Below are 10,924 nucleotides of genomic sequence, written 5' to 3'. Positions count from 1 at the left end.
CCGCGGCCCCGCACCAGGAGGCGTCCCCCGCCGCGACCCCTCGGCGCGGGGCCATGGAGCGACCACCCGTGACCGTGCAGGGAGCCGCGTGAACCCCGAACCCCCCGCGCACGACGACGGGCGCGAACCGCCCGCCGTCGTCCTCGACCCGCTGGTCCAGCGGCTGGTCGACGCCTCGGCGGCGCCGCCGTACCTGCACCAGCTGGGCCCGGCCGACGGGCGCCAGGCCCTGCTGGAGATGCAGGGCCGGGCCCTCGACGACTTCGCCGTGAACGCCGAGTTCGCGGTGGCACCCGTGGGCCCCTCCGGCCTGGTCGGCTTCTGGCTGTTCCGGCCTGCGCGGCCGGCCGGCCCGCTGCCCGTGGTGGTGTACCTGCACGGCGGGCGCTGGATGCTCGGCGACGCCCGGACCCACGCGCGGACGATCGGCGAACTGGCGGCCCTCAGCGGTGCCGCGTTCGTGGTGCCCGAGTACACCCGCACGCCCGAAGCCCGCTACCCGGTCGCGCTGGAGGAGTCGTACGCGGTGCTGACCTGGGTGGCCGAGCAGGCGGCCGAACTGGGGCTGGACGACCGCAGACTCGCGGTGGCCGGGGACTGCGCCGGCGCGACCATGGCCACGGCCCTGACCATGCTGGCCAAGCAGCGCGGCGGCCCCCGCATCCGCGCGCAGCTGCTCTACTACCCGCTCACTGACCCGGAGTGCGACACGGCGTCGGCGGAACAGTTCGAGTCCGGCTACCTCCTGACGCGGGCGGCCGTCGAGTGGTACTGGCGGCAGTACACCGACGACGCGGGGGAGCTGGCCGAGCCGACGGCCGCCCCGCTGCGGGCGACCCCCGAGGACCTCGCGGGGCTGCCCCCGGCGCTCATCGTGTCGGCCGAGGCGGACGTCGTCCGGGACGAGGGCGAACGGTACGCCCGTCTGCTGCGCGAGGCGGGCGTGGCGGCCACGGCCGTGCGCTACCTGGGTACGGTGCACGACTTCGTCTCCCTGAGCCCTCTGTGGGACAGCCCGCCCACGCAGGCCGCGATCCGGCAGGGCGGCCACTTCCTCGCGGACGCGCTGGCCGGCCCTTCCTGAACCCGGCTCCGCACACGGCCCGGGCGGCGGTGGGAGGTCCCGCCCCGCCGGCCGCGGAACCGACCGTCAACTTACTGATGCCCGCACAGGAAGCGCTTGCCAGGGTGGGGGGCGTCCCCCTGTCCGCCGCGCCGCTGTGGAGAAGCCCCTATGACCGAGCCGACCCCGCCGTCCGCAGGCATCTCGATCGTCCCCGCCGTGCCGGACGAGGGAGACGAGGGCTTCCTGTACCTCGGAATGATCGTCCGCACCTCGTCGGCCACCACCCGGGACGGGAACAAGGTCGTCCTGGAGCCGAAGGACCTCGTCTTCTGCGATCCGGACCGGCGGGACGTCCCGCAGTTCGACGACGACTGCCGGATGACGGTCTTCCGCCTGGCCCGGTGCGACCTCGGACTGTCCGCGGCGGACGTGGACCGCGTTCTGGGGGTGACTGTGCCGGGCCGCGGACACCCGGGCGCGCTGGTGTCGGACGTCCTGTGCGCGTTCGCCGCCGAGGCACGGTCCCCGAGGCCGCTGATCGGCGACCGGCTCACCCGCAGCGCCCTGGACCTCGTCGCCGTCCTCGTCATGGAACTCCTGGAGACGGAGCCCGCGCCGGAGGCGTCGCAAGCGGAGAGGGCCGGCAACGAGATGCTGTCCCGGATCCGGGCCTACATCGACCGGCGGCTGAGGGAACCGGACCTGTCGCCCGGGTCGATCGCGCGCGCCCACCACATCTCGGTCCGCTACCTGCACAAGCTCTTCCGGAACGACGGCACCACGGTCGGCCGGTGGGTACGCCAGCGCAGGCTCGACTCCTGCCGGCGCGAACTGAGCGGGTCCCGCAGCGGCGGCATCACCGTGGCCGCCGTCGCGCACCGCTGGGGTTTCAGCAGCCCGGCCCACTTCAGCCGCACCTTCCGCGAGGCGTACGGCATGACCCCCAGCCAGTGGCAGGCACGGGCCACGTCGGGCGCCGCCGCACCGGCCCTCCGCTGAGAGGCCACGGCCGTGGCACCGACCGGCCCGCACGCCCCTCCGGTGCCACGGCCGCCCCATCGTGTCGGCGCCGCGTCGGAGGACTGTCGGGGATCGCCCGGGGCTGTCGGACGGCTGTCGGCGGCATGTCGGCGGCACTTGACACCTTTCCGGTGACGGCCGAACGGAACCCGCCGGGCGGCCCCGTCCCGAAGGAGTCACCATGCGCACCCCGGTCACGATCATCGGAGCCGGACTCGGCGGCCTCACCCTGGCCCGCGTCCTGCACGTGCACGACATCCCCGTCACGGTCTACGAGGCCGAATCCTCCCCCTCGGCACGCGCCCAGGGCGGACTGCTCGACATCCACGATCACAACGGGCAGCTCGCACTCAAGGCGGCCGGGCTGACGGACGAGTTCCACGCCGTCGTCCTGGAGGGCCGCCAGGCACTGCGGATCCTCGACCGGGACGGGACCGTCGTGCTCGACCAGGCCGACGACGGCACCGGCGGCCGCCCCGAGGTGCAGCGCGGCGACCTTCGGCAGGTGCTGCTCGACTCCCTCCCGGCGGGGACCGTGCGGTGGGGGCACAAGGCCAGCGGTGTCCGGGCCCTCGGCGAGGGGCGTCACGAGGTGACGTTCGCCGGCGGCGGCACCGTCGTCACCGGCCTGCTGGTCGGCGCGGACGGCGCGTGGTCCAGGGTCCGGCCCCTGCTGTCCACCGCCGCACCCGAGTACATCGGCAAGTCCGTCGTCGAGACCTACCTGTTCGACGCCGGAACACGGCACCCGGACGCCGCCCGAGCGGTCGGCGACGGCATGCTGATCGTTCCCTCACCGGGCCGGGAGATCTTCGCCCACCGCGAGAAGGACGACACCCTGCACGCCTACGTGGGGCTGGCCGAGCCCCGGGACTGGTTCGCCGCGATCGACTTCTCCGACACCGCCACCGCCACCGCGCGCATCGCGCGGGAATTCGACGGCTGGGCACCGGAACTGACCGCGCTGATCACCGGCACCGACACCGCGCCCGTCCTGCGCCCCCTGTACGCCCTGCCGGCCGGGCTCCGCTGGGACCGCGTGCCCGGAGTGACCCTGCTCGGCGACGCCGCCCATCTCTCCGCCCCCAACGGCGAGGGCGCCAACCTGGCCATGCTGGACGGCGCGGAACTCGGCCAGGCCCTCGCCGCGTACCCCGGTGACGTCGAGACGGCGCTCACCGAGTACGAGCGGGCCATGTTCGCCCGCGACGCCGAGGCCCACGCGGACGACATGCCCCGGTTCGACTCACCCGACAACACGGCCCGCGGCCTGGCCGACTGGTTCACCGAGAAGGAAGGGTGAGTCCCCGCGAACGCCGGCGGGTGAACCTGCCGCCGTTCGCGAGCCCTGTCAGGCGATGGACGCGGAGATGACGGCGGAGACGGCGAGGTTGCAGGAGGCGGTGACCCAGACGGCCGGGTGGGGCTCCGTCTCGACCAGCGTCGCGCCCAGCCGTCCCGGCGTGATCAGGTCCACCACCAGGAACGCGACGGCCATCATCACCAGCCCGAGCAGCCCGAAGGCCGCGGTGGAGACCAGCCCCTTGCCGAAGTCCTCGTAGGTGGTCCAGATGGACGTGAACACGATGCCGCCGATGCCGAGCAGGGCGGAGCTGAGGACCACGGCGGCGTTGCGGTTCCGCTGTTCCCAGATCTGTCGGCCGAGCTTTCCGGGCGTCAGTACGTCGACCAGGACGATGCCGAGGACGAGCAGAACCAGTCCCAGGCCGCCGTAGGCGGTGGCCCGTCCGAGTCCGTTGACGATGTCGCTCATGGGGTTGCCGACTCCGTGGGTGAGTGAATGATCGCGGTCAAGCAGAGGTAAAAGGTAGCGCACCCGTTCGCCCCCCTGACCAGCCCCCGTGCCCGCTCCCCACCGGGCACCCCGATGCCCAACCCACCACGCGACCACGTCAGGAGTCGGCTAGCCGCACCACGCGTCGGTAGTGCCCGGCCTGCCTCCCGGCCAGCCCCCACAGCTCGCCGACGCCGCTCTCCCGGAGCTGAACCTTCGCCTCCTGCTGACAGGCCAGTTCATAGGCGCGGAGATGGAGGGAGGACGGCAAGGCGGACGCGGCCCGCAGAGCGGAGTCCATGCCGAGCGAAGCGGTGATCTGCGGTTGGTCCCTCAAAGTCAGCGCAAGCGCGACGAACACGACATCCGACCAGGCCCTGAAGAAGGACCGCCCGGGGAGCTGCGCCGGGTACTTGCCGTCGAGGAACCAGTTCTCGGCGAACGCCGAACTCACCACATCGCGATCCAGCGGGTGGCCTTCGAGAAAAGCCGCGATGTTCTCCACTCCCGCCACGATCCGGCGGTAGCCGTCGGTCAGGCCGGCTCGGGCGGCCAGCACTCCCGTCGCCCCGCCCAGGCGTATCACCGCGGCACAGCACAGCGCCTCACCCTTGGCGTCGAACGTCTCGGCCACGTTGACCACCCCCCCCGTCGACGATGACAGCCCGAGCGGGCCCCGGGGGCGGAAGGCGCCGGCGGGACCCGCTCGGTCGTGCTGTCGGGTGTTCAGGCGGTGTGCAGCCTCAGCCCGTAACGGTTGAGGATCTCGTTGACGGGCTGGTGCCAGGTCTCGCCGCCGCTGCTGCAGTTGCCCCAGCCGCCGGAGGTGACGCCCTGCGCCTGGTCACCGCTGATGAAGGAGCCGCCGGAGTCGCCGGGTTCGGCGCAGACGCTCGTCTTGGTCATCTGGTAGACCGCGCCCTGGCTGTAGTTGACCGTCTCGTTCTTCGCCAGGACCGTGCCGCAGTGCCAGTGGGTGGTGGAGCCGGACCGGCAGATCGAGGCTCCGACGGGGGCCTCGGCGGAACCGCGCACGAGCTGGTCCGGGACAGTGCCCCAGCCGAGTACGACCGGAACGGTCCACCAGCCGCTGCCGACGTTCACCCAGGCGTAGTCGTCGCCCGGGAAGGACGAGCCCTGGAAGTTGCCGATGTAGGACCGGTCCCAGCCGTACACGGCCGCGCTCGGCCTGCCGCAGTGGCCGGCCGTGACGAAGCCGCCGTGCACCGAGAAGCCGATGGAACAGCGGACGTTGCCGGTGTAGTAGGGATCGCCGCCCACGGTGCCTGCCGCGAACGTGCGCGGCGCTGCGGCGGTGTGACGCACCGTCACCGGTCCGGCCTCGCGGGCCCGGTCGAGGAAGGATCGGACATCGTTGTCGTCCCGGTGCGCGGTGACGACGTTCACCACGACGGTGTTGGCCTTCGCGTCCACGTGCCAACTGCCCACGCCGTCGGGCGCGGACAGGGCGTCGAGCCGCTTCTTCGTCGCGTCGAGCTGCGCGGCGCTGTGGCGGACCACGCGCACGCTCGCCCCGGTCGCGCGCACGGCGTCGGCCCGGGCGGCAGTGGTGACGGCGACGGTGAGCCGGCCGCGGTCGGCGTCGAACCAGGAGCCCGCGTAGGCCGATCCGGCGGCGCTGCGCGCCTTGGGCTCGACGGCCGTGGCGGTCTTCTCCGCGGCCAGGCGGGTCACCGCCTGCTGCCGGGTGAGCCCCAGGTCGCGCTGCATCGCGTCCAGCAGCGCGGGGGAGGCCGGGGCCTGGGCGGAGCGGGCGGGAGCGTCGGCCGCGGACGCCGGCAGGGCGCTCGCGGTCGCCCAGGTGCCGAGGAGGAGCACGGCGGACAGTCCGGTGCGCAGGAGTGTGATGCGTCTCAAGGGAGTGACCCTTCGTTGTTCCAGCAGGGTGGGGGTGGAACAGCAATGCTTGAGAGCGCTCTCTTAGCGTGCGGCAGAGCATAGCCCCTGATCATGGAAGGGTCTACACCAACTGCGCTCGTTCGTCGGGACGTTGGCGGGGCCGCTGCCCGGCGGCCGGCGGCTGGACCGCCCGGCGCGGCCGGTCCGTCCCCGGCGAGTCGCAGTCGAGAACTCGCCGGACAACTCCTCCGGTTCCGCCCACGCGCCGTTCACCGCTTCCTCATGTGCCGCACGCGCCGTCGAGGTTCCGGACATTCGCGGAAAGGGCGAGGGCGGTGGGGCCGGTGACCGGGGCGAGCGCACGCGGTGGGAGCAGGGGGAGCGGACGGGGAACCGGCCAGAACGGGCCTCGCCCGAGACGCCCGGCGCGGCCTGCCCGGAAGTGCACTGGGGGCACCGCCGCGCGCCCGGAAGTATCGCGGCCATGCATACATCTCGCAGAGTCGCCGCACTCGGTATGGCCTCGGCCGCCATGGCCGCCGCCGCGATCGCCACGGCGCCCGGCGCCGCCGCGGACAGCTACAACGGGTGCGCCTACCCCCGCGTGTGCTTCTATCCCACCGTCACCCAGTGGAACAACGGCGCGCCCACGGCCGCCTACCAGGACGTGACCAGCAGCTACCAGAACCTCGGCTCCAACAGCCGGGGCGCCGACTACGTCCACAACACCCGCAACGACGACCGGGTCTACCTGCGCTACACCTACAACCCGACCGGCCAGACCGGGGCCCTGTGCGTCAACCCCAACACGACCGCGGTCTTCAACGCGAACTACACGGTCACCGGCATCATGATCCAGACCGCGTCCAGCTGTCCGTAACGACGGAGATCCGCGGAAGCGACCGGGGCGGCGCAGCGGAGTCGCACGCCGCCCCGGCACACGCAGTCACCGCCCGACGTCACTCGCCGTCACCGGCTTCCGATCACGAACAGGAGCCGCTGTCCCACTTGTCACGATGGGTAACCGTCGTATGACCCCCGCGTGCTGCCACCGGTGGCCGAGCGTGCATCGCCCGGGACGGGGGACACGAGGCGGTATGGCAAGAGACAACGGGAACGAAGCGCTGGCGGAGAGACAGGACGGAGCACGGGAGGGTACGGCGCTCAAGCGGGCGCTGACGACCCCGCTGCTGTACTTCTTCATCCTGGGCGACGTGCTCGGCGCGGGCGTGTACGTGCTGGTCGGGCAGGTCGCGGCCGACGCCGGCGGAGCGGTGTGGGTACCGCTGCTCGTCGCGCTGCTGCTGGCCCTGCTGACCGCCGCCTCCTACGCCGAGCTGGCCACGAAGTATCCGCGCGCGGGCGGCGCCTCCCACTACGCGACCCGCGCCTTCGGGCCCTTCGCGGGCTTCGTGGCGGGCTTCTGCATGCTGGCCGCCGGGATCGTCTCCGTCGCCGCGCTCGCCCGCGGCTTCGGCGGCGACTACCTGTCGGCCTTCGTGACCCTGCCCGTGGGGCTCGTCGCCGTGCTGTTCCTGGCCCTGCTCGCGCTGGTCAACGCGCGAGGCATCAAGGAGTCGACCCGCGCCAACGTCGTCGCCACCGTCGTCGAGGTGGGCGGGCTGGCCGTCATCGTCGTGCTGGGCGCGTGGCTGCTGCTGCGCGGCGACGGCGATGCCGGGCGGCTCACTCAGCTCGGCACGCCCGAGAAGGGAGCGGCGGCGGCCGTCCTGAGCGGCTCCGTTCTGGCGTACTACTCCTTCGTCGGGTTCGAGACCTCGGTGAACGTCGCCGAGGAGACCCGCGACCCGCGGCGCTCCTACCCGCGCGCCCTGTTCGGCGCCCTCGCCACCGCCGGAGCCGTGTATCTGCTGGTGGGCCTGGCCGCCAGCGCGGCGGTGCCGACCGACCGGCTGGCCGGGTCCAGCGGGCCGCTGCTGGAGGTCGTCGAGGAGGCGGGCGGCGTGCCGACCCGCCTGTTCAGCGCCATCGCGCTGGTCGCCGTGGCGAACGGCGCGCTGCTCACCGGCATCATGTCCTCCCGCCTGGCCTACGGCATGGCGAAGGACGGGCTGCTGCCCGCCGGACTGACCAAGGTGCTGCCGGGCCGTCGCACACCCTGGGCCGCGATCGCGGTCACCACCCTGCTGGCGATGTTCCTGGCGCTCACGGGCAGTGTCGCCACCCTGGCGTCCACCCTGGTCCTGCTCCTGCTGGTCGTCTTCCTCATGGTCAACACGGCGGTGCTGGTCCTGCGCCGCGACCCGGGGGAAGCCGACCACTTCCGGGCCCCGACCGTGCTGCCGGTGCTGGGCATCGCCTCCTGCGTCCTGCTCGCCACGCAGATCGAGGCGCAGGTGTGGCTGCGAGGGCTGGTGATCGTGGCGGCCGGCATGGTGCTCGGCGCGGTCGCCGCCGTGCGGCGGACCAGGCGGGCCGACCAGGACCCGCGCAGCACCGGCTGACGGTCACCCGGGCGGGCCGGTCGCGGCCCGTTCCGCGCACGGGGGCCGCGGTGCCGTTCCGGGGCCGAGTAGACAGGCCGGACCGCGGGTACCCGGGCCGCCCGATGGAGGGAGGCGCTCGTGGGCAGGAGCTCTCGTCCCGTGCCCGGCGCGACGGTCGCCGCCGCGCACGGTGCCTGCAACATCGTCGGCGGCCTGGCCCTGGGCCGTCCGGAGGGCCCCCGGCACGCCCGCCGCAGCGGCCCGGTCACCGCTGCCACGCTGCCGGCCGGCGACCTGGTCGGTGTCCCCGAGGGGCGGCTCAGGCCGACGTACCTCCTGAACGCCGCGGTGGAGGCGGCATCGATCGCGGCCAGGTTGCGCCGCGCCCCCGCCGGTGGCGGCCGGTGGACCGGGAGGCGGGGACGGTGAACGCACCCCTGCCGTTCTCCCCGCCGGGGCGGACGCTCGACGGCCAGGAGCTCCAGGAACTGGCCGCCGCCGTCGCCGGGTCGGAGGAGCTGTGGACCGGTCTGCTGGAACACCGCACCGACGACCGCGGCTACGCGGAGATCTTCCTCGACCGGCACGTGGGCGTCTGGGTCCTGGAGTGGACGGCGGACGACCACGACACCGGGTACCACGACCACGACCGCTCGGCCGGCGCCGTGCACGTGGCACGCGGAGCGATCCGGCACGAGCATCTGCGGCTCGGGAACCGTCCGGTGGGCGACCGGGTACCGGCCGGGGAGGGCTTCTGCTTCGACGAGACCTTCATCCACCGCATGCGCCGCGAGCCGGAGGCGGGCCCGACGGTCACCATCCACGCCTACTCGCCGCCGCTGGAGCGGACCGGCCAGTACGGCGAACTGGCGGACGGGCTGCTGCACCGCGTGCCCACGAGTTCCGAGGAACACCTTTCCCCCAAGGGCCGCCAGGGCACTCCCAGCACCTTCTCCGGCAGCGCGGCCGACGCCGGGGAGCGCGCGGGCGGGCGGCCGGAGTCATGAGCGTGCCCGGCACGTCCACCGACGTGGTCCGCGCGGCCGCCGGGCGGCCGTCGCCCCGGTCCCGGCCCGCCGCACTGGTCGAGGCCGCCTTCCGTGCGCTGGCCCGGCTGCGCCACGCCCCCGCCCTGCACCCCCGAGGACTGACCTGCATCGGTGAACTGGAGGTGGTGGCGGACAGGGCCGGATCGTGGGACGTGCCGTGGCTGGAAACCCCCCGGCGGCTGGCCGTCACGGTCCGCCTCTCGCGCGCGGGAGGGCTGCCCCGGCGCCTGCCCGACGGGCTGGGCCTGGCCGTGCGCGTGACGGACGCCGACGGCCCGGGCCGCACCCTCGACCTGCTCATGACCAGCAGCGGCCGTGGCCGGGCCGGACGGCATCTGCCGCTTCCCCGAGCCGACGCGCTGCGCGGGCCGTACTCCAGCCTGCTCCCGTACCGGGTGGCCGGGCGTTCCCGGCTGCTGGCCGCCTTCCCCCGCCGGACCCGGCAGGCACCGGTACCGGGCGATCCTGAGAGCATGGCCGCCGCGCTGGCCGCCGGGCCCCTCGTCTACGACCTGTGCGCCGAGACCGGCGACCGGTCCTGGCGGCGGTTCGCGGTGCTGACGGTGCGGGCCGCGCTGCCGGTCGGGCAGGAGGACACCGCCGACTTCGACCCCTACCTCAACAGCGTGCGCGCGTTCACGCCGGGCGGCGCCCTGGCCGCGACCCGCCGCGCCGCCTACCGCGGGTCACGCACGGGCCGTGGTGGCCCTAGGGAGCCTCGGCGCGGCTGACCTGCCGAAGCGCTGACAGGGCATCGCCTGGCGGTGTCGTCCTGACAGGTGTCAGGACGACACCGCCAGGCGGCGCGAGTAGGTTCCGCTCCACACCACACACCGCAGGAAAGGAATCGCGTGTCCCTACTCAAGCGGTACGCATCCCTCGCAGTGGCCGCCCTGGCACTGCTGTCCGTGGGCCTGGCCGGCCCGGCATCCGCGGGGACGGCGCAGTCCCGTGCGGCCTTCGGGGAACAGGCCCGCGCCGCCGGCCTCAGCCGGGGCGAGGCCGACGCTCTCCAGGCGAAGGTGGACCGTTACCTCGCCCGCCACGACGGTCGTCAGGTCGCGGCGAACGAGATCGCCCTGGCGGACGGTGCCACGCTGACGGTCACCGTGCCCGGGGAGAAGGCCGTGCGCGACCTGAGCACGCCGACCGGAACCCGCGCGGCGGCCCAATGGGAGTGCGAGGACGGCTACTTCTGCATGTACCGTCAGCAACTCGGCCTCGGCGACCGGCTCGCGTTCTACCACTGCCAGGACTACGCGCTGCAGGGCTGGACCGGCGACGGCTCCTACTACAACCACCAGACCCCCGGCACCCGCGCCCTGTTCAAGGCCCAGAACCGCAACGTCATTTTCACCACGCCCGGCGCCACCTACAGCGAGCCGAGCTACAACTGGACCCCTGTCTGGTTCGTCAGGCCGTGCTAGGGCCTGTCGTTTGGATCACGCCGCAGACGCGCGGTCCGGCACGCGCATCTGCGGCGTTGTCGTCGGTCGCCGACGCTCCGCGTCGACTCCCTCCTCCGCCTTGCAGCTGCACGCACCGGACCACGCTCCCCGGCGGTGAACGGCACCGTCACTTTCCTGCGACCTGATCCAAACGACAGGCCCTAGACGCGTCCGGCACCTGAACCCTGCGACGCCACTCCCGACGACGGCCGCCCGGGCGCCACGAGGAACAGGTGCCC

General features: G+C 73.4%; 12 protein-coding genes. 9 read left to right on the top strand and 3 right to left on the bottom strand.

The genetic code is table 11. The features are described from left to right. Positions 1-88: 88 nt before the first annotated feature. From ACIGAN_RS07360 to ACIGAN_RS07350, 3 genes are all read left to right on the top strand, one after another. Positions 89-1,084 carry an alpha/beta hydrolase gene (locus ACIGAN_RS07360; RefSeq protein WP_399855772.1) on the top strand — a complete coding sequence of 332 codons (996 nt, stop codon included), beginning with the start codon at positions 89-91 and terminating at the stop codon, positions 1,082-1,084. A 150-nt stretch (positions 1,085-1,234) separates the two neighbouring features. Next, positions 1,235-2,065 (top strand): helix-turn-helix domain-containing protein, encoded by an 831-nt coding sequence (locus ACIGAN_RS07355; RefSeq protein ID WP_399855770.1) that lies wholly within the window; start codon positions 1,235-1,237, stop codon positions 2,063-2,065. A 202-nt stretch (positions 2,066-2,267) separates the two neighbouring features. Further along, positions 2,268-3,389, top strand: coding sequence for an FAD-dependent oxidoreductase (locus ACIGAN_RS07350; RefSeq protein WP_399855767.1), 1,122 nt, complete (start codon positions 2,268-2,270; stop codon positions 3,387-3,389). Positions 3,390-3,437: 48 nt separating this feature from the next. Here the strand turns inward: ACIGAN_RS07350 and ACIGAN_RS07345 are convergent, their stop codons facing one another. The 3 genes from ACIGAN_RS07345 to ACIGAN_RS07335 all read right to left on the bottom strand — a co-directional run bounded on the left by ACIGAN_RS07345 (position 3,438) and on the right by ACIGAN_RS07335 (position 5,759). Next, positions 3,438-3,860, bottom strand: coding sequence for a DUF350 domain-containing protein (locus tag ACIGAN_RS07345; RefSeq protein ID WP_351345892.1), 423 nt, complete (start codon positions 3,858-3,860; stop codon positions 3,438-3,440). A 139-nt stretch (positions 3,861-3,999) separates the two neighbouring features. Then, positions 4,000-4,515 (bottom strand): hypothetical protein, encoded by a 516-nt coding sequence (locus ACIGAN_RS07340; protein WP_399855765.1) that lies wholly within the window; start codon positions 4,513-4,515, stop codon positions 4,000-4,002. Between the two features lie 92 nt (positions 4,516-4,607). Beyond that, complete coding sequence (locus ACIGAN_RS07335; protein WP_399855762.1) at positions 4,608-5,759, bottom strand: S1 family peptidase; 1,152 nt, start codon at positions 5,757-5,759, stop codon at positions 4,608-4,610. 466 nt (positions 5,760-6,225) lie between these two features. Here ACIGAN_RS07335 and ACIGAN_RS07330 point away from each other — a divergent pair, with 466 nt between their 5' ends. The 6 genes from ACIGAN_RS07330 to ACIGAN_RS07305 all read left to right on the top strand — a co-directional run bounded on the left by ACIGAN_RS07330 (position 6,226) and on the right by ACIGAN_RS07305 (position 10,664). After that, a complete protein-coding gene (locus ACIGAN_RS07330) occupies positions 6,226-6,621 on the top strand; it encodes a hypothetical protein (RefSeq protein ID WP_399855760.1) in 396 nt (131 codons plus the stop codon). 217 nt (positions 6,622-6,838) lie between these two features. Next, positions 6,839-8,206 (top strand): APC family permease, encoded by a 1,368-nt coding sequence (locus ACIGAN_RS07325; RefSeq protein WP_365741199.1) that lies wholly within the window; start codon positions 6,839-6,841, stop codon positions 8,204-8,206. 120 nt (positions 8,207-8,326) lie between these two features. Next, positions 8,327-8,617, top strand: coding sequence for a hypothetical protein (locus ACIGAN_RS07320; RefSeq protein WP_399855756.1), 291 nt, complete (start codon positions 8,327-8,329; stop codon positions 8,615-8,617). Beyond that, a complete protein-coding gene (locus ACIGAN_RS07315; protein ID WP_399855754.1) occupies positions 8,614-9,195 on the top strand; it encodes a cysteine dioxygenase in 582 nt (193 codons plus the stop codon). The genes ACIGAN_RS07320 and ACIGAN_RS07315 overlap by 4 nt, the downstream gene beginning before the upstream one ends. Continuing rightward, positions 9,192-9,968 carry a phosphodiesterase gene (locus tag ACIGAN_RS07310; protein ID WP_399855752.1) on the top strand — a complete coding sequence of 259 codons (777 nt, stop codon included), beginning with the start codon at positions 9,192-9,194 and terminating at the stop codon, positions 9,966-9,968. The genes ACIGAN_RS07315 and ACIGAN_RS07310 overlap by 4 nt, the downstream gene beginning before the upstream one ends. 120 nt (positions 9,969-10,088) lie before the next feature. Next, entirely contained in the window at positions 10,089-10,664 is a 576-nt protein-coding gene (locus ACIGAN_RS07305) for a peptidase inhibitor family I36 protein (RefSeq protein WP_399855750.1), read from the top strand. The last annotated feature ends 260 nt before the right edge of the window (positions 10,665-10,924 follow it).

The organism is Streptomyces sp. NPDC085931, assembly GCF_044540565.1.
Classification (GTDB): Bacteria; Actinomycetota; Actinomycetes; order Streptomycetales; family Streptomycetaceae; genus Streptomyces.
The sequence above is the reverse complement of the archived record's forward strand: the minus strand, read 5'-3'. Positions and strand labels throughout refer to the sequence as shown.

Coding starts and splice junctions, on each gene's coding strand:
- ACIGAN_RS07310 (WP_399855752.1), top strand. CDS start 9,192: ATGAGCGTGCCCGGCACGTCCACCGACGTGGTCCGCGCGGCCGCCGGG.
- ACIGAN_RS07350 (WP_399855767.1), top strand. CDS start 2,268: ATGCGCACCCCGGTCACGATCATCGGAGCCGGACTCGGCGGCCTCACC.
- ACIGAN_RS07325 (WP_365741199.1), top strand. CDS start 6,839: ATGGCAAGAGACAACGGGAACGAAGCGCTGGCGGAGAGACAGGACGGA.
- ACIGAN_RS07345 (WP_351345892.1), bottom strand. CDS start 3,860: ATGAGCGACATCGTCAACGGACTCGGACGGGCCACCGCCTACGGCGGC.
- ACIGAN_RS07330 (WP_399855760.1), top strand. CDS start 6,226: ATGCATACATCTCGCAGAGTCGCCGCACTCGGTATGGCCTCGGCCGCC.
- ACIGAN_RS07355 (WP_399855770.1), top strand. CDS start 1,235: ATGACCGAGCCGACCCCGCCGTCCGCAGGCATCTCGATCGTCCCCGCC.